This is a genomic window from Pseudomonas sp. B21-017, from assembly GCF_024749245.1.
Classification (GTDB): domain Bacteria; phylum Pseudomonadota; class Gammaproteobacteria; order Pseudomonadales; family Pseudomonadaceae; genus Aquipseudomonas.
Genome location: NZ_CP087194.1, coordinates 4,740,691 through 4,757,253, shown reverse-complemented (window position 1 = coordinate 4,757,253; position 16,563 = coordinate 4,740,691). Strand labels below are relative to the sequence as shown.

General features: G+C 58.3%; 17 protein-coding genes. 11 read left to right on the top strand and 6 right to left on the bottom strand.

Annotation, left to right across the window (positions count from 1 at the left end):
- Positions 1 to 40 precede the first annotated feature (40 nt).
- The 7 genes from odhB to LOY28_RS21370 all read left to right on the top strand — a co-directional run bounded on the left by odhB (position 41) and on the right by LOY28_RS21370 (position 8,005).
- Positions 41 to 1,255, top strand: a complete 1,215-nt coding sequence (gene odhB / locus LOY28_RS21400) for a 2-oxoglutarate dehydrogenase complex dihydrolipoyllysine-residue succinyltransferase (RefSeq protein WP_018925109.1) — start codon at positions 41 to 43, stop codon at positions 1,253 to 1,255.
- A 110-nt stretch (positions 1,256 to 1,365) separates the two neighbouring features.
- Positions 1,366 to 2,802, top strand: coding sequence for a dihydrolipoyl dehydrogenase (gene lpdA, locus LOY28_RS21395; RefSeq protein ID WP_018925110.1), 1,437 nt, complete (start codon positions 1,366 to 1,368; stop codon positions 2,800 to 2,802).
- 199 nt (positions 2,803 to 3,001) lie between these two features.
- Positions 3,002 to 4,168: an ADP-forming succinate--CoA ligase subunit beta gene (gene sucC, locus LOY28_RS21390; RefSeq protein WP_007919879.1), complete on the top strand. Its 1,167-nt coding sequence runs from the start codon at positions 3,002 to 3,004 to the stop codon at positions 4,166 to 4,168.
- Entirely contained in the window at positions 4,168 to 5,049 is an 882-nt protein-coding gene (sucD, locus tag LOY28_RS21385; protein ID WP_007919877.1) for a succinate--CoA ligase subunit alpha, read from the top strand. The genes sucC and sucD overlap by 1 nt, the downstream gene beginning before the upstream one ends.
- 336 nt (positions 5,050 to 5,385) lie before the next feature.
- Positions 5,386 to 6,699 (top strand): branched-chain amino acid transport system II carrier protein, encoded by a 1,314-nt coding sequence (brnQ, locus tag LOY28_RS21380; protein ID WP_018925111.1) that lies wholly within the window; start codon positions 5,386 to 5,388, stop codon positions 6,697 to 6,699.
- Positions 6,700 to 6,866: 167 nt separating this feature from the next.
- Positions 6,867 to 7,604: a DUF599 domain-containing protein gene (locus LOY28_RS21375; RefSeq protein ID WP_018925112.1), complete on the top strand. Its 738-nt coding sequence runs from the start codon at positions 6,867 to 6,869 to the stop codon at positions 7,602 to 7,604.
- Entirely contained in the window at positions 7,604 to 8,005 is a 402-nt protein-coding gene (locus LOY28_RS21370; RefSeq protein ID WP_258612510.1) for an MAPEG family protein, read from the top strand. Before LOY28_RS21375 ends, LOY28_RS21370 begins: the two co-directional genes overlap by 1 nt.
- A gap of 78 nt (positions 8,006 to 8,083) precedes the next feature.
- Here the strand turns inward: LOY28_RS21370 and LOY28_RS21365 are convergent, their stop codons facing one another.
- On the bottom strand, positions 8,084 to 8,326 hold the full coding sequence (locus tag LOY28_RS21365; protein WP_018925114.1) for a hypothetical protein: 243 nt from the start codon (positions 8,324 to 8,326) through the stop codon (positions 8,084 to 8,086).
- 157 nt (positions 8,327 to 8,483) lie between these two features.
- Between LOY28_RS21365 and LOY28_RS21360 the strand changes: the two genes are divergently transcribed.
- The 4 genes from LOY28_RS21360 to LOY28_RS21345 all read left to right on the top strand — a co-directional run bounded on the left by LOY28_RS21360 (position 8,484) and on the right by LOY28_RS21345 (position 12,191).
- Positions 8,484 to 8,960: a PaaI family thioesterase gene (locus LOY28_RS21360; RefSeq protein WP_258612509.1), complete on the top strand. Its 477-nt coding sequence runs from the start codon at positions 8,484 to 8,486 to the stop codon at positions 8,958 to 8,960.
- Positions 8,957 to 9,409: a PaaI family thioesterase gene (locus tag LOY28_RS21355; protein ID WP_019579626.1), complete on the top strand. Its 453-nt coding sequence runs from the start codon at positions 8,957 to 8,959 to the stop codon at positions 9,407 to 9,409. Before LOY28_RS21360 ends, LOY28_RS21355 begins: the two co-directional genes overlap by 4 nt.
- Before the next feature lie 81 nt (positions 9,410 to 9,490).
- Positions 9,491 to 11,395 carry a molecular chaperone HtpG gene (htpG, locus tag LOY28_RS21350; RefSeq protein ID WP_064621333.1) on the top strand — a complete coding sequence of 635 codons (1,905 nt, stop codon included), beginning with the start codon at positions 9,491 to 9,493 and terminating at the stop codon, positions 11,393 to 11,395.
- Between the two features lie 67 nt (positions 11,396 to 11,462).
- Positions 11,463 to 12,191 carry a dienelactone hydrolase family protein gene (locus tag LOY28_RS21345; RefSeq protein WP_258612508.1) on the top strand — a complete coding sequence of 243 codons (729 nt, stop codon included), beginning with the start codon at positions 11,463 to 11,465 and terminating at the stop codon, positions 12,189 to 12,191.
- A 93-nt stretch (positions 12,192 to 12,284) separates the two neighbouring features.
- Here LOY28_RS21345 and LOY28_RS21340 read toward each other — a convergent pair whose 3' ends face one another.
- The 5 genes from LOY28_RS21340 to purM all read right to left on the bottom strand — a co-directional run bounded on the left by LOY28_RS21340 (position 12,285) and on the right by purM (position 16,312).
- Positions 12,285 to 13,172, bottom strand: coding sequence for a pirin family protein (locus tag LOY28_RS21340; RefSeq protein ID WP_258612507.1), 888 nt, complete (start codon positions 13,170 to 13,172; stop codon positions 12,285 to 12,287).
- Positions 13,173 to 13,233: 61 nt separating this feature from the next.
- Positions 13,234 to 13,650, bottom strand: a complete 417-nt coding sequence (locus tag LOY28_RS21335; protein WP_007936063.1) for an OsmC family protein — start codon at positions 13,648 to 13,650, stop codon at positions 13,234 to 13,236.
- 231 nt (positions 13,651 to 13,881) lie between these two features.
- Entirely contained in the window at positions 13,882 to 14,595 is a 714-nt protein-coding gene (locus tag LOY28_RS21330; RefSeq protein WP_018925120.1) for a DUF3108 domain-containing protein, read from the bottom strand.
- 8 nt (positions 14,596 to 14,603) lie between these two features.
- Positions 14,604 to 15,254 (bottom strand): phosphoribosylglycinamide formyltransferase, encoded by a 651-nt coding sequence (gene purN, locus LOY28_RS21325; RefSeq protein WP_018925121.1) that lies wholly within the window; start codon positions 15,252 to 15,254, stop codon positions 14,604 to 14,606.
- Positions 15,254 to 16,312, bottom strand: coding sequence for a phosphoribosylformylglycinamidine cyclo-ligase (gene purM, locus LOY28_RS21320; RefSeq protein WP_007936066.1), 1,059 nt, complete (start codon positions 16,310 to 16,312; stop codon positions 15,254 to 15,256). The genes purN and purM overlap by 1 nt, the downstream gene beginning before the upstream one ends.
- Positions 16,313 to 16,563: the final 251 nt, after the last annotated feature.

Here is a 16,563-nt window from a genome sequence, read left to right as displayed (position 1 = left end):
CCTTCGCGCACCTGAAACCGAATTTAAGGACCCACAGATAATGGCTATCGAAATCAAAGCCCCCACTTTCCCGGAATCGGTTGCCGATGGCACCGTTGCCACCTGGCACAAAAAACCGGGCGACGCCGTCAAGCGTGACGAACTGATCGTCGACATCGAAACCGACAAAGTCGTACTGGAAGTTCTGGCCACCGCTGATGGCGTGCTGGGCGCGATCGTCAAGAACGAAGGCGACACCGTTCTGTCCGACGAAGTTCTGGGCTCCATTGGTGAGGGCGGTGCTGCCGCCGCTCCAGCCGCTGCTGCACCTGCCGCTGCTGCCGCTGCTCCTGCCGAAGCGGGCGAAGACGATCCTGTTGCTGCACCGGCTGCTCGCAAGCTGGCTGAAGAAAACGGCATCAACATCGCTTCCGTTGCCGGTACTGGCAAAGGCGGTCGTGTGACCAAGGAAGACGTGGTAGCAGCTGTTGCCGCCAAGAAAGCCGCTCCGGCTGCTGCACCTGCCAAGGCTGCTGCACCGGCTGCTTCGGCTCCGGTATTCGCTGCTGGCGACCGCGTAGAAAAACGCGTTCCGATGACCCGTCTGCGTGCCAAGGTTGCCGAGCGTCTGGTTGAAGCTCAATCGAACATGGCCATGCTGACCACTTTCAACGAAGTCGACATGACCGAAGTCATGGCCCTGCGTTCGAAGTACAAGGACCTGTTCGAGAAGTCCCACAACGGCGTACGCCTGGGCTTCATGTCGTTCTTCGTGAAAGCGGCTACCGAAGCGCTGAAACGCTTCCCGGCTGTCAACGCGTCGATCGACGGTGCCGACATCGTTTACCACGGCTACGCCGACGTTGGTGTGGCTGTTTCCAGCGACCGCGGTCTGGTTGTACCGGTTCTGCGTAACGCCGAACTGATGAGCCTGGCTGAAATCGAAGGCGGCATCGCTACCTTCGGCAAGAAAGCCCGTGACGGCAAACTGTCGATGGAAGAAATGACCGGCGGCACGTTCACCATCACCAACGGCGGTACTTTCGGTTCGATGATGTCGACTCCGATCGTCAACCCGCCGCAGGCTGCGATTCTGGGTATGCACAACATCATCCAGCGTCCTATGGCGATCAACGGTCAGGTAGTTATCCGTCCGATGATGTACCTGGCGCTGTCCTACGATCACCGTCTGATCGATGGCAAAGAAGCTGTGACCTTCCTGGTGACCATCAAGAACCTGCTGGAAGACCCGGCTCGTTTGCTGCTGGATATCTGATTTCGTTGCACGGGCCGTTCAATGATGGACGGCCCTTCTGTAATGACCAGCTTCGTCCCACGACGGTCCTCAAAAGGGGCCGTCCGGTTTGATTCGAGAAGGAATGACACATGACTCAGAAATTCGACGTGGTAGTGATTGGCGCGGGTCCTGGCGGCTACGTGGCTGCCATTAAAGCAGCGCAACTGGGCCTCACCACTGCCTGCATCGAGAAATACACCGACAAGGAAGGCAAACTGGCCCTCGGCGGTACTTGCCTGAACGTCGGCTGCATTCCATCCAAGGCGCTGCTGGACAGCTCCTGGAAGTTTCACGAAGCGCAAGACGGCTTCGCGATCCACGGTATCAACCACGCTGGCGTGACCATGGACGTGCCAGCAATGGTCGGCCGTAAAGCCAACATCGTCAAAGGCCTGACCTCCGGCGTTGCAACGCTGTTCAAGGCTAACGGCGTCACTTCGATCCAGGGCCACGGCAAACTGCTGGCTGGCAAGAAAGTCGAAGTCACCAAGCCTGACGGTTCGGTTGAAGTCATCGAAGCCGAAAACGTCATCCTGGCTCCGGGCTCGCGTCCGATCGACATTCCACCGGCTCCGGTCGACCAGAATGTGATCGTCGATTCGACTGGCGCTCTGGAATTCCAATCCGTACCAAAACGCCTGGGTGTCATCGGCGCTGGTGTTATCGGTCTGGAACTGGGTTCGGTATGGTCCCGTCTGGGCGCTGAAGTCACCGTTCTCGAAGCACTGGATACCTTCCTGATGGCAGCGGACACCGCTGTTTCCAAGGAAGCGCTGAAAACCCTGACCAAACAGGGTCTGGACATCAAGCTGGGCGCTCGCGTGACCGGTTCCAAAGTGAACGGCGACGAAGTCGTTGTGAACTACACCGATGCCAACGGCGAACAGAACATCACTTTCGACAAGCTGATCGTAGCCGTTGGTCGCCGTCCGGTGACCACTGATCTGCTGGCTGCCGATTGCGGCGTGACCCTGGACGAGCGCGGTTTCGTGCACGTTGACGATCACTGCGCCACCACCGTGCCGGGCGTTTACGCCATCGGTGACGTGGTTCGCGGCATGATGCTGGCTCACAAAGCCTCGGAAGAGGGCATCATGGTTGTCGAGCGCATCAAGGGCCATAAAGCCCAGATGAACTATGACCTGATCCCTTCGGTTATTTATACTCACCCGGAAATCGCGTGGGTCGGTAAAACCGAGCAGGCCTTGAAAGCTGAAGGCGTAGAAGTTAACGTCGGCACCTTCCCGTTCGCAGCCTCTGGCCGTGCCATGGCCGCCAACGATACCGGTGGTTTCGTCAAGGTCATCGCTGATGCCAAGACTGACCGCGTATTGGGCGTCCACGTGATTGGCCCGAGCGCCGCAGAACTGGTTCAGCAGGGCGCGATCGGCATGGAATTCGGCACCAGCGCTGAAGACCTGGGCATGATGGTTTTCTCCCATCCGACCCTGTCTGAAGCCTTGCACGAAGCAGCGTTGGCAGTGAATGGCGGCGCCATCCACATCGCCAACCGCAAGAAACGCTAAGCGGATAATAAGAAACCACGGCGGTACGGCCCGTCGTGAGCCTTGCGAGCAAGACTCACCGCGGAATGTCCGCTGGACGCAGTCTTGCGTAGCTGCACCGGGTACCCGGAAAGGTTACGCAAGCAGCAGTCACAGGTGGTGCGGCACTTGAATGAGTGCAGCACCGAATGCGCAGTACCTAACGAAGACGGTAATAAGCATGAATCTTCACGAGTATCAGGGTAAGCAGCTGTTCGCTGAGTACGGCCTGCCAGTATCCACCGGTTACGCGGTAGACACCCCGGAAGCAGCAGCAGAAGCTTGCGACAAAATCGGCGGCAGCGAATGGGTTGTCAAAGCCCAGGTTCACGCCGGTGGTCGCGGTAAAGCGGGCGGCGTAAAGCTGGTTCGCAGCAAAGAAGACGCTAAAGCATTCGCACAGCAGTGGCTGGGCAAGCGTCTGGTGACTTACCAGACTGACGCCAATGGTCAGCCAGTCACCAAAATCCTGGTTGAATCGTGCACTGATATCGCTAAAGAGCTGTACCTGGGCGCTGTCGTTGACCGTTCGAGCCGTCGCATCGTGTTCATGGCTTCCACCGAAGGTGGCGTGGACATCGAGAAAATTGCTCACGACACTCCAGAAAAAATTCTGAAAGCCACTATCGATCCACTGGTTGGCGCTCAGCCATTCCAGGGTCGCGAGCTGGCATTCCAGCTGGGTCTGGAAGGCAAGCAAGTTGCTCAGTTCGCCAAGATCTTCGTAGGTCTGGCCAAGCTGTTCAAGGATCACGACCTGGCTCTGCTGGAAGTGAACCCGCTGGTGATCAAGGCTGACGGCGATCTGCACTGCCTCGATGCCAAGATCAACATCGACGCCAACGCCATGTACCGTCAGCCTAAGCTGAAGACTTTCCACGATCCGTCGCAAGACGATCCGCGCGAAGCGCACGCTGCCAAGTTCGAACTGAACTACGTAGCACTGGAAGGCAACATCGGTTGCATGGTCAACGGTGCTGGCCTGGCCATGGGTACCATGGACATCGTCAACCTGCATGGCGGCAAACCAGCCAACTTCCTCGACGTGGGCGGCGGTGCTACCAAAGAACGCGTAACCGAAGCGTTCAAGATCATCCTGTCCGACACTAACGTCGCTGCAGTACTGGTCAACATCTTCGGCGGCATCGTTCGTTGCGACATGATTGCCGAAGGCATCATCGGCGCTGTGAAAGAAGTCGGCGTGAAAATCCCGGTTGTTGTTCGCCTTGAAGGCAACAACGCTGAGCTGGGCGCTAAAGTACTGGCAGAAAGCGGTTTGAACATCATCGCTGCTACCAGCCTGACCGACGCTGCTCAACAAGTTGTCAAAGCTGCGGAGGGCAAATAATGAGCGTCCTGATCAATAAAGACACCAAAGTTATCTGCCAGGGTATTACCGGTTCGCAAGGTAGTTTCCACACCCAGCAAGCCATCGAGTACGGCACCAAGATGGTTGGCGGCGTAACTCCAGGCAAAGGCGGCACCGAGCACCTGGGCCTGCCAGTGTTCAACACCGTGAAAGACGCTGTAGCTGCCACTGGCGCCACCGCCAGCGTGATCTACGTTCCAGCTCCTTTCTGCAAGGACTCCATCCTGGAAGCAGCCTTCGGCGGCATCAAGCTGATCGTTTGCATCACTGAAGGCATTCCTACCCTGGACATGCTGGATGCCAAGGTCAAGTGCGACGAGCTGGGCGTAGTCCTGATCGGTCCTAACTGCCCAGGCGTGATCACTCCAGGCGAATGCAAGATCGGCATCATGCCAGGTCACATTCACTTGCCAGGCAAGGTCGGTATCGTTTCCCGTTCCGGCACCCTGACCTACGAAGCTGTGAAGCAGACTACTGACGCCGGTTTCGGTCAGTCGACTTGCGTCGGCATCGGTGGTGACCCGATCCCGGGTTCGAACTTCATCGACATCCTGAAGCTGTTCCAGGAAGACCCGAAGACCGAAGCGATCGTGATGATCGGCGAGATCGGCGGTTCGGCTGAAGAAGAAGCGGCTGCCTACATCAAGGCACACGTGACCAAGCCGGTTGTTTCCTACATCGCTGGTGTGACTGCTCCTCCGGGCAAGCGCATGGGCCATGCTGGCGCAATCATCTCTGGCGGCAAAGGCACTGCAGACGAGAAATTCGCTGCTCTGCAAGACGCAGGCGTTAAAACCGTGCGTTCGCTGGCAGACATCGGCAAGGCCCTGGCCGAGCTGACCGGTTGGGCCGTCAAGTAAGCCTCGCGCTTAACTGACGCTCCACCAAACAAAGGCCACCTTCGGGTGGCCTTTGTCATTTCCGGGGTTTGAGATATTCGCAGCGCTTTTTGTGGCGAGGGAGGTTGTGAAAATTAGATATGTAAACACGACACTGAAATGTCGCGTATCGGATAGTTCGCCCCGTAATAGTGCGTTTGGCGGGCAAATTCGGTAGGCTAGCCGCCATTTTGCGTTTGCGGCCCACAAGGCTGCGGCGCGCTAAACGGGTCAGTCCTATACGGATCGACAGCATTTCCCTCACCCATAAGGGAAATCCCTCTCTAAATTCCGATTCAGTAGTGTGGTATTTCCTTAATGAAAGTGTTGAAAGGCCAGGACATCCTGGCACTGGGCTTCATGACATTTGCCCTGTTCGTCGGGGCTGGCAACATCATCTTCCCGCCTATCGTCGGTTTGCAGTCCGGGCCTAATGTCTGGATGGCGGCGCTGGGTTTTCTGATCACCGCAGTCGGTCTGCCGGTGATCACCGTGGTCGCCCTGGCCAAGGTCGGCGGTGCAATGGATGCCTTGAGCAGCCCGATCGGTAAAATCGCCGGTGGCCTGCTGGCAGCCGCGTGCTACCTCGCTGTCGGCCCGTTGTTCGCGACACCACGCACCGCGACCGTGTCGTTCGAAGTGGGTCTGGCGCCGCTGACCGGCGAGAGCCCGCTGGCGCTGTTTCTCTATAGCTCGGTGTACTTCCTGCTGGTGTTCTTCATCTCGCTCTATCCGGGCCGTCTGCTGGACACCGTAGGACGCTTTCTCGCACCGCTGAAGATCATCGCCCTGGCCGTACTCGGCATCGCAGCGTTCGCGTTGCCGGCCGGTAACATTGGCGTGGCTACCCCTGAATATGTGGCGGCACCGTTCTCCCAGGGCTTCATCAATGGTTACCTGACCATGGATACCCTGGGTGCGCTGGTATTCGGCATTGTCATCGTCAATGCGATCCGCTCCCGTGGCGTGGAATCGCCGGTGTTGATCACCCGTTACGCGATCATTGCCGGGCTGATTGCCGGTGTAGGTCTGGCGCTGGTTTACGTCAGCCTGTTCCGTCTCGGCTCGGGCAGCCATGAAGTGGCCGCCGGTGCCACCAACGGCGCGGCGGTATTGCACGCCTACGTGCAGCACACCTTCGGTTCGCTCGGCAGCGGTTTCCTCGCGGTGCTGATCTCCCTGGCCTGCCTGGTGACTGCGGTCGGTCTGACCTGCGCCTGTGCCGAATACTTCAGCCGTGTGCTGCCACTGTCCTACAAGACGCTGGTGATCATCCTGGCCGCGTTCTCCCTGCTGGTGTCCAACCTGGGCCTCACCAAGCTGATTGCGTTCTCGATTCCGGTACTGACCGCCATCTACCCGCCGTGCATCGCCCTGGTGGCCCTGAGCTTCTGCAAGGACTTCTGGCATGAGCAGGGTCGCATCGTCGGTCCGGTGATGCTGGTGTCGTTCATTTTCGGCATGATCGACGCTCTCAAGGGCGCCGGTCTGGCCGACTGGATGCCGGCTCAACTGGCTCACCTGCCGCTGAGCGAGCAGGGCCTGGCGTGGCTGGTGCCGTCGTTCATGACCCTGGTGGTTGCCGTGGTTTGCGACCGTCTGCTGGGCAAGCGCGAAGAAGCGCTGGCTTAAGCCGCTTCATGACCCGCCACAAGCGGGCTTGATCTACAAATGGAAATGCCCCGTATCAATCGATACGGGGCATTTTTTATGCGTGTGATGCAGTGTCTTTTTCCTTGGGTTAACGTCGAAGCACTATCCGCAGGTTTCATCATCGTCTACACATCACAAGGAACTGCATGTCGTTCATCCACGCCAATCTGATCCACATCCTCGCCGCGCTCTGGTTTGTCGTCTGCTGGGGTGGCTACACCCGTTACGCGACATGGAAGGGCCGTGACACCGCATGCCTGGCCAGTGTGCTGCACCTGTACCGCGAAGACTGGATGCGCCGCATGCTGTTGCGCGACAACCGCATCGCCGATGCCAGCGTGATCGGTAACCTGGAGCGCAACGCCTCGTTCTTCGCTTCCAGCACGTTGATTATCCTGGCCGGTATTCTCACGGTGTTGGGGGCATCCGAAAGAGCCGTGTCGTTGCTTGCTGATATCCCGATGGTGCAACAGGCTTCCCAAGGCATGTCGGAGATCAAGTTGTTGTGCCTGGCGCTGGTGTTTGTCTATGCGTTCTTTACGTTCAGCTGGTGCATGCGTCAGTACAACTTTGCGGCCATTCTCGTGGGTTCGGCACCGATGATCGGTGAGCGGCATGTGTCCGAGCAAGAGCGTAACGCCTTTGCTTCCCGAGCCGCCCGTGTCATCTCCATGGCGGCCAACCAGTTCAACTTCGGTCTGCGTTCCTATTACTTCGGCATGAGCATGCTGGCGTGGTTTGTCAGCCCCTGGTTGTTCATGTTGATGAGCGCCGGTGTCGTGTTGGTATTGTATCGCCGCGAGTTTCACTCCGACGTTCTTGACGTGATGGTCTATACACCTACAGAGGCGCCATTGCCTGAGCTGAACAAAGAGGCGGCTTGATGAGTATTCCATTCTGGTGTGTGTTTATCAGCGCCTTGTTGATTTTCGTGGCGCGCATGCCGGTGGCCAAGGCGATGAAAGAGCAGGGCGGTTACAACAATCACCTGCCGCGTCAACAACAGGCGCAACTCACAGGTTTCGGCGCCCGCGCATTGGCGGCCCACCAGAACAGTTTCGAGGCGTTCATTTTGTTTGCGGTCGGGGTGTTGATGGCGCACACCACGCAAACGGCGGGATGGCTGATCGATGCGCTGGCGATCGCCTTCGTGATCGCGCGCGTTATCTATCTACTGTGTTATTGGGCTGATCTGGCCTGGCAGCGAAGTCTGGTGTGGCTCGTCGGATTAGTGTGTTCGTTGTTGCTGATGATTAGTCCGACTTTTAGGACTGTTTTGCTCTAAGGACGCGTTTCGAGCAAAATTTCAGATAAAAGAAAACCCGCACTTGGCGGGTTTTCTTTTATCACGCTAAAAACTGTTTTAGTTTTTAGGTGCTTCTGTAGGCGCTGCCGGAGCGGCTGCGTTCGATTCGGTCTGAGCTTTGGCAGCTTCAGCGTTTTCTTTTGCCGCCTCGTTCACTTTATCCTGAGCTTCGCTCATTTTTTCCTGAACTTGCTCGGTTTGTTTGGTGGCATCTTGAGCTTTGTCCTCGGGTTTTTTACCGCAGGCGGCGAGACCGAGGGAAGCGGTCAACATCAAGGCAATAGCTAAAGTCTTACGCATGGGGTGTTTCTCCTGATGGAAAATATCTACTGGCCTTTCGAGCACCGTTATCAGGGTTAAGTTCCTCAATTCACACAGATATATATGTTTGTTTTGCAACGGAACTTTTGCCCACTAGCCTGCTACTTTGTCCGGACACTAAGGAGAGTTTTATCAAATGGCCGAAAACCCCGTTTTTGAGCGTGCGACGCGATTCCTGTCGGCGTTGCGCCATTGTCAGGTACTCGGCATGCGCCTTCACAGCGCCAGCAGCGAAGGGCTGACGGTGATTCTGCCGTATAGCCCGCAGATCGTCGGCAACCCGCAAACGGGGGTGATTCATGGCGGTGCGCTGACCTCGCTGATGGACACCGCCTGCGGCATGGCCACCCTCTGCGTGCTGCCTGAGTTCGAAGTCTGCCCGACGCTCGACCTGCGCATCGACTACATGCATGCCGCTGAGCCACACAAGGACGTTTACGGCTTCGCCCAATGCTACCGAGTGACTACCGATGTGATTTTTGCGCGCGGCTTTGCCTATCAGGACAACCCCGAGCAGCCCATCGCTCATGTAGTGGGCACCTTCATGCGCATGGGCAAGGGTCTCAAAGGCGCTAAAGGCTTTGGCGGCGCCATTTCCGGAGGTGCGAAATGACCGACACGTTCAAGGAGCAGCTTCAACAGGCCCATGCTCAGGGGGACTACGCCGCGCTGCTGCAGCTGATTCCTTACGCCGAGCTGATCGGCGTTGAATGTTCGCGGGTAGGAGATGAGCTGCTGTTTCGTCTGCCGGCCAACAAGGACAACATTGGTAACCCTTTACTGCCAGCGATTCATGGTGGGGTGATTGCCGGGTTTATGGAGCTCTCGGCGGCGCTGCACCTGTTGATTTTCACCGGCTCGCCCGGTGTGCCGAAGATTATCGACTTCTCCCTCGACTACCTGCGCGCGGGGCAGTTTCGCGATACCTGGGCCCGATGCCAGGTTTGTCGTCAGGGGCGGCGGGTGGCAAACGTGGCGATTACCGCCTGGCAAAGCACTGAAGCCGAGCCCATTGCCACGGCCCGGGCCCACTTCAAAATCGAAGAACCCTTGAAATCCTGATCTAAGCCCCCAACTCTGAGGACAACCCGCCGCCGACCCTCAAGGTCGCGGCCACTGCCATCTGATTGGAGTTTGATGACCATGAGTGTGGAAACTCAAAAGGAAACCCTGGGCTTCCAGACCGAGGTGAAGCAGCTGCTGCACCTCATGATCCATTCGCTGTATTCCAACAAGGAAATCTTCCTTCGCGAATTGATCTCGAACGCCTCTGACGCTGTCGATAAATTACGTTTTGAAGCGCTGGCCAAGCCTGAATTGCTGGAAGGCGGCGCTGAACTGAAAATCCGTGTGAGCTTCGACAAGGACGCTAAAACCGTCACCCTCGAAGACAACGGCATCGGCATGAGCCGTGAAGATGCGGTCACTCACTTGGGCACCATCGCCAAGTCCGGTACCGCCGATTTCATGAAGCACCTGTCTGGTGATCAGAAAAAAGACTCGCACCTGATCGGTCAGTTCGGTGTTGGTTTCTACTCGGCGTTCATCGTCGCCGATAAAGTTGACGTATTCAGCCGCCGTGCCGGCCTCGCTGCCAGCGAAGGTGTGCACTGGTCGTCCAAGGGCGAAGGCGAATTTGAAATCGCCACCGTCGAAAAAGCTGATCGCGGCACCCGTATCGTTCTGCACCTGAAATCCGGCGAAGACGAGTTCGCCGATGGCTGGCGCCTGCGCAACATCATCAAGAAGTATTCCGACCACATCGCCTTGCCGATCGAGTTGCCGAAAGAAGTGGCAGCCGCCGAAGGCGAAGAGAAGCCTGCCGTTGAGTGGGAAACCGTCAACCGCGCCAGCGCCCTGTGGACTCGCCCTCGCACTGAAGTGAAGGACGAGGAATACCAGGAGTTCTACAAGCACGTCGCTCACGATTTCGAAAACCCGCTGAGCTGGAGCCACAACAAAGTCGAGGGCAAGCTCGAGTACACCTCGCTGCTTTATGTGCCGACCCGTGCTCCGTTCGATCTGTACCAGCGTGAAGCGCCGAAAGGCCTGAAACTGTACGTGCAGCGCGTGTTCGTCATGGATCAGGCTGAGTCGTTCCTGCCGCTGTACCTGCGCTTCATCAAAGGCGTGGTTGATTCCAACGACCTGTCGCTGAACGTGTCGCGGGAAATCCTGCAGAAAGACCCGATCATCGACTCCATGAAATCGGCGCTGACCAAGCGCGTTCTGGACATGCTGGAAAAACTGGCGAAGAACGAGCCTGAGCAATACAAAGGCTTCTGGAAGAACTTCGGTCAGGTCATGAAAGAAGGTCCGGCAGAAGACTTCGCCAACAAAGAAAAAATTGCCGGTCTGCTGCGTTTCGCGTCCACTCAGGGCGACGACGGTGAGCAGGTTGTAAGTCTGGCCGACTACCTGGCTCGTACCAAGGAAGGTCAGGACAAGATCTACTACCTGACCGGCGAAACCTACGCGCAAGTCAAAAACAGCCCGCACCTGGAAGTTTTCCGCAAGAAAGGCATCGAAGTGCTGCTGCTGACCGACCGTATCGACGAGTGGCTGATGAGCTACCTCAGCGACTTCGACGGCAAGAGCTTTGTCGACGTGGCACGCGGTGACCTGGACCTCGGCAACCTGGATTCGGAAGAAGACAAGAAAGCCGCGGAAGAAGTCGCCAAGTCCAAAGAAGGCCTGGTTGAGCGTCTCAAGACCGCTTTGGGTGAGTCCGTTGCTGAAGTGCGGGTTTCCCATCGCCTGACCGATTCCCCGGCGATTCTGGCCATCGGCGAGCAGGACCTGGGCCTGCAAATGCGTCAGATCCTGGAAGCCAGCGGTCAGAAGGTTCCGGATTCGAAGCCGATCTTCGAATTCAACCCGGCTCACCCGCTGATCGAGAAGCTCGACAACGAGCAGAGCGACGAGCGCTTCGGCGACCTGTCGCACATTCTGTTCGATCAGGCGGCCCTGGCGGCCGGCGACAGCTTGAAAGACCCGGCCGCTTATGTGCGTCGTCTGAACAAGCTGCTGGTTGAACTGTCGGTTTAACCACGTTGTATAAAAACCCGCTTCGGCGGGTTTTTTCATTCTGGTGTTTTTTTACTGGGAGTCAGTCATGAGCCAAGTCACTGTTCGATCCGTCGCCTATCAGATCGACGGCCAATCGTATGAAAGCCGTCTGGCCTTCGATGCCGACCATAAAGGCTCGCGTCCGGGTCTGTTGATGGCGCCGAACTGGATGGGTGTCAGCTTTGGCGCCGAGGAGATTGCCAAATCGGTGGCATCCAAGGGTTATGTGGTGCTGATCGCGGATCTGTACGGGCAATCGGTTCGTCCGCAGAACGGCGACGAGGCAGGCGCGGCGATGATGCCGCTGAAGAATGATCGCGCCTTACTGCGCAAACGCATGCAGGCAGCTTTCGAACAACTGCAAGGGCAGGGCGAGGCGGCGGTCGATACCTCGAAACTGGCGACTTTTGGTTTCTGCTTCGGTGGTTGCTGCGCGCTGGAGCTGGCGCGTAGCGGTGCGCCGGTGAAGGCTGCGGTGTCGTTCCACGGCACGCTGGATACGCCGAATGTGAACGATGCGAAAAGCATCAAGGGTTCGGTGCTGGTGCTGCATGGCGCTGCCGATCCGTTGGTGCCGAAAGAGCAACTGCCAGCGTTTGAAGCTGAGATGGATGCCGCCGGTGTGGATTGGCAATTGCTGAGCTATGGCGGCGCGGTGCATTCGTTCACCGACCCGCATGCCAACGTGCCGGGCATGATGATGTATGACGCGAAAACCGCGGCTCGCGCGTTCACGTCGATGCATAACTTGCTGGATGAAGTGTTCAAGGGCTGAAAGCTGCCCTCGGTCCGGACACTGATCGTTCCCACGTTCTGCGTGGGAATGCCTCCAGGGAAGCTCGCGGTGTGGAAACGATCAGACGATCAGTTACAGGGGCGTTGGCGGGCTTCGGTGTTTCGGCAACTCAATCCGCTCACTTTCCCCCGGCACCGTCGGCCAATCCCCGGCCGCCCAGCGCTGACGTGCTTCATCAATCAATGCCGGATCACTGGCCACGAAGTTCCAGTTGATCCGTCGTGGCCCGTCCAGTGGCGCTCCGCCAAACAGCACGGCATGGCAGCCACTCTCGGCGAACAGCGTCATCTCTTCCCCGGCCGGCAGCACCACTAGCGTGTAGGGCTCCAGCAACTCGCCATCAAGCTGCGCCTCGCCACTCAACACATACAACGCCCGTTCTTCATGCTCGGTGGGAATCAGCAGTGTGGTCGCCGTTTGCAGGTTCAATTCGGCATACAGCGTAGGCGAAAGTACCGGGACCGGTGATTCAAGGCAAAAGCCCGTCCCGGCGATCATTCGTATCTTCACGCCAAGGTTTTCGCTGACGGGCAGCGTGGCTGCTGGATGGTGGCTGTAGTGTCCTGGGCCGTGCTCACGGTCCTTGGGCGAAGCCAGCCAGATCTGTAAGCCGTGCATTGTACCGCCACTGTTCTTCAAGGCTTCGGGCGTGCGTTCGACGTGGGCAATCGCACTGCCGGCGGTCATCCAGCTGACATCGCCGGCTTTAACCACCTGATCGGAACCGAGGCTGTCCTTGTGCTGGATTTGCCCTTCGAACAGGTAGGTGAGGGTGGACAGGCCGATGTGCGGATGCTGACGGATGTTCATGCCTTTGCCCGGTGGATAACGGGTTTCGAGCATGTGGTCGAAAAACACGAAGGGCCCGACGTTGCGGCATTTGGCTGACGGCAAAGGGCGAAGGATCGGCTGGCCTTCGACATCTTCGGCGCGGGGGCGGATCACGAGCGGAGTGTTCATGGTGCGTTCCAGGCTGAGCGGGTGACGCAGGGAGCATAACCCGCTTGCGTAGCCGTTGCCGCTATTGGCTGAAGGCGCCTTCGGACAGATGAGTCTCGATGCTGACTTCAGAGGTGGTCATCAGCTTGTGTACCGGGCAGCGGTCGGCCACGCGGTGCAGCTCGTCGCGCTGGGCGTCGGTGAGTACGCCCTTGAGCGTGAGTTTGACGTGCAGGGCATATTTGCCTTTCTGCTCTTCACTGTTGTCGCGCTTGACCTCGACCCCGACGCCGGTCAGTGGGATGCCCTTCTTCTTCGCATACAGTTTCAAGGTCAGGGCCTTGCAGGCGCCGAGGGCCGCGTCGAAATAGTCATGGGGCTCTGGCGCGGTGCCTTCGCCACCGGACGACTTGGGAACATCGGCAAACAGTTCATGGTCATCGATCTGGACGCTGTGACGAAAACCTTCGGCGGAGACAGTATTGACGGTAACGGTCATGGGAAACCTCGCAGGGATCAGGAAAAGTCATTCGATCAAAAAAGACCCTGAATTTATAGAGTATTCCTCAAGTCGGGCGTTCCACTTTTTGATCCCTTTGGCGTTTCATGGTGTTCCAGGGTGATCGTCTACTGGCCCAGCAACGTTTTACTGTGCGCTGATCGCTCCCGCCCAACGAAACACCAGACGAAAAAAAGCCCCGCGTTTGCGGGGCTTTCATGTCGGTCCGGATCAGCTGCCTTTGACCGTCTTGCCGTTGACCGTACCGTCGAGGAGCATGATGTTGTACTCCTTGCCGTCGGTTTCGACCTGTTGCAGACGGACCAGCAGGTAATCCCAATCCTTGGCGAACCACAGCACGGTGATGCGCTTGCTTTGTGTCGGATCGCGCACGCGCTCGACCTTGACTGCATCGATCTGGCCTGCCTTTGTGTCGACTTTCTCCGAACCCAGCACGCGGAAGTCATAGGTATCGACTTCGCCGGCATCGACGACCTGATAGCTCATGCTTTTCTTGCCGGCGGCCACGTCATGCTGCAGCGCCAGTTGATAGGTGGACTTGTCGACCATGCCACGGTTGAGCGGGAGCTTGACGGCGTCACCGCGATCGGTGCCGGTGACCATCTTGTTGGTCCAGTCGAAATCCAGATCAGCCTTCTTGGCTTTGCCCAGGCCACCGCGTTCGAAGTGGTAGGACTGCGGCAGCAGCGTGTCCTTGTCCAGGGTCAGGGTGCTTTCTTCGGTCAGGCTGGCGATCATCATCGACGCCTTGAAGCTGAGTTTCCAGACGCCGTTGGCTTCCTTGGTCAGGCTGCGTTCGGCGGTGCCGCTCATGGGCAGTTGCTTCCAGTCGGCGGTGTAGCTGGCGGAGAAGGGATGAAGGTCCGCGGCCTGCGCAAACGGCAGGGCGAGCAGAGCGCAAGCGAAGAGCAGGGCACGACGCATAAAATCTCCTAGGTTCGAATCAAGTGGCCGCTGGCCGCGAGTAACTGTCCGTCCAGTAAAGCACCTTGTTCGCCGAGTGATAAACGGCCTTCGGCAAACCAGCGTACGGCCATCGGGTAGATCAGGTGTTCCTGGGTGTGGACTCGCTGCGCCAGACTCTGCGGCGAATCGTGCAACTCTACCGGTATTACTGCCTGTACGACCAGTGGTCCGCCATCGAGTTCCTCGGTGACGAAGTGCACGGAGCAGCCGTGTTCCGTATCGCCGGCCTCCAGCGCGCGCTGATGAGTGTGTAACCCTTTGTATTTGGGCAGCAGCGAGGGATGGATATTGAGCAGGCGACCCTGGTAATGGCGCACGAAGTCAGCGCTGAGAATGCGCATGAAACCGGCCAGTACCACGAGTTTGGGGTTGAAGGCGTCGATCAGTTCGATCAGCGCGGCATCGAAGGCCTCGCGGCCCTCGAAAGCCTTGTGATCCAGGGTGCGGGTGTCGATACCCGCGTCCCTGGCGCGTTGCAGGCCGTAGGCGTCGGCGCGGTTGGAAATCACCGCAGCAATGCGGGCCGGGCTGTCGCCGGTCCGCGTGCTGTCGATCAAGGCCTGCAAGTTACTGCCGGTGCCGGACAGCAGCACCACCACATCACAGGTCTGGGACATTAATGAGCCTTGAGGTTCTTCAGTTCGACCTGAGCCGCGCCTTCGGCAGCGGTGGCGATCTGACCGATGACCCATGGCTGCTCGCCAGCTTCACGCAGGACGTTCAGCGCGGTTTCAACGTGCTCTTGAGCCACGCAGATGACCATGCCGACGCCGCAGTTCAGCACGCGGTGCATTTCGGTTTCGTCGACGTTGCCTTTCTCTTGCAGCCAGTCGAACACAGCAGGGCGGGTCCAGCTCGCGACGTCAACCACCGCTTGAGCGCCTTTTGGCAGTACGCGCGGGATGTTGTCCAGCAGGCCGCCACCGGTGATGTGGGCCATGGCCTTGACGGCGCCGGTGTCCTTGATCAGCTTGAGCAGCGGCTTCACGTAGATACGGGTCGGAGCCATCAGCAGGTCGGTCAGCGGTTTGCCGTCGAGCTGGATATTCTCGATGTCGGAACCCGACACTTCGATGATCTTGCGGATCAGCGAGTAGCCGTTGGAGTGCGGGCCGGAAGACGGCAGGGCGAGCAGGGCATCGCCGGCAGCGACTTTCGAACCGTCGATGATTTCGGATTTTTCCACGACGCCGACGCAGAAGCCGGCCAGGTCGTAGTCTTCACCTTCATACATGCCAGGCATTTCAGCGGTTTCGCCGCCGACCAGGGAGCAGCCAGACAGTTCACAGCCGGCGCCGATGCCGGTTACAACCTGAGCAGCGGTGTCGACGTTCAGTTTGCCAGTGGCGTAGTAGTCGAGGAAGAACAGCGGCTCAGCGCCGCAGACCACCAGGTCGTTCACGCACATGGCCACCAGGTCGATGCCGATGCTGTCGTGCTTGTTCAGGTTCAGCGCCAGGCGCAGCTTGGTGCCGACGCCGTCAGTGCCCGATACCAGCACCGGTTGTTTGTAACCGGCCGGGATTTCGCAGAGGGCGCCGAAACCGCCCAGGCCGCCCATGACTTCCGGGCGCGCAGTGCGCTTGGCGACGCTCTTGATGCGTTCGACCAATGCTTCACCGGCGTCGATGTCTACACCGGCGTCCTTGTAGCTCAGGGAGGGTTGCTTGCTCATGATCCAGGCCTTTAGGGGGGATTCAGGGGTAACGACCGAGTTCAGCGGGCCTGTCGAAATTGATGAGGCAATTGCCTCACGCGCTATTTCGACACTACCCGGCTGTAGCCGGTCTGCGAAGGCGCGCGATTTTATCAGGCTTGAGGGGCAGCGGCCATCCTCGTGCCGACGGGCAGGGGCATATCGCGTTAAAAAAACTGATATTGCCCGTGTTGGCGACGTCCCACATGGCTGTATAAGGTACGACGTTA

Coding starts and splice junctions, on each gene's coding strand:
- lpdA (WP_018925110.1), top strand. CDS start 1,366: ATGACTCAGAAATTCGACGTGGTAGTGATTGGCGCGGGTCCTGGCGGC.
- odhB (WP_018925109.1), top strand. CDS start 41: ATGGCTATCGAAATCAAAGCCCCCACTTTCCCGGAATCGGTTGCCGAT.
- htpG (WP_064621333.1), top strand. CDS start 9,491: ATGAGTGTGGAAACTCAAAAGGAAACCCTGGGCTTCCAGACCGAGGTG.
- sucC (WP_007919879.1), top strand. CDS start 3,002: ATGAATCTTCACGAGTATCAGGGTAAGCAGCTGTTCGCTGAGTACGGC.
- brnQ (WP_018925111.1), top strand. CDS start 5,386: ATGAAAGTGTTGAAAGGCCAGGACATCCTGGCACTGGGCTTCATGACA.
- LOY28_RS21360 (WP_258612509.1), top strand. CDS start 8,484: ATGGCCGAAAACCCCGTTTTTGAGCGTGCGACGCGATTCCTGTCGGCG.
- LOY28_RS21370 (WP_258612510.1), top strand. CDS start 7,604: ATGAGTATTCCATTCTGGTGTGTGTTTATCAGCGCCTTGTTGATTTTC.
- LOY28_RS21355 (WP_019579626.1), top strand. CDS start 8,957: ATGACCGACACGTTCAAGGAGCAGCTTCAACAGGCCCATGCTCAGGGG.
- LOY28_RS21330 (WP_018925120.1), bottom strand. CDS start 14,595: ATGCGTCGTGCCCTGCTCTTCGCTTGCGCTCTGCTCGCCCTGCCGTTT.
- LOY28_RS21365 (WP_018925114.1), bottom strand. CDS start 8,326: ATGCGTAAGACTTTAGCTATTGCCTTGATGTTGACCGCTTCCCTCGGT.
- LOY28_RS21340 (WP_258612507.1), bottom strand. CDS start 13,172: ATGAACACTCCGCTCGTGATCCGCCCCCGCGCCGAAGATGTCGAAGGC.
- purM (WP_007936066.1), bottom strand. CDS start 16,312: ATGAGCAAGCAACCCTCCCTGAGCTACAAGGACGCCGGTGTAGACATC.
- LOY28_RS21375 (WP_018925112.1), top strand. CDS start 6,867: ATGTCGTTCATCCACGCCAATCTGATCCACATCCTCGCCGCGCTCTGG.
- LOY28_RS21345 (WP_258612508.1), top strand. CDS start 11,463: ATGAGCCAAGTCACTGTTCGATCCGTCGCCTATCAGATCGACGGCCAA.
- LOY28_RS21335 (WP_007936063.1), bottom strand. CDS start 13,650: ATGACCGTTACCGTCAATACTGTCTCCGCCGAAGGTTTTCGTCACAGC.
- sucD (WP_007919877.1), top strand. CDS start 4,168: ATGAGCGTCCTGATCAATAAAGACACCAAAGTTATCTGCCAGGGTATT.
- purN (WP_018925121.1), bottom strand. CDS start 15,254: ATGTCCCAGACCTGTGATGTGGTGGTGCTGCTGTCCGGCACCGGCAGT.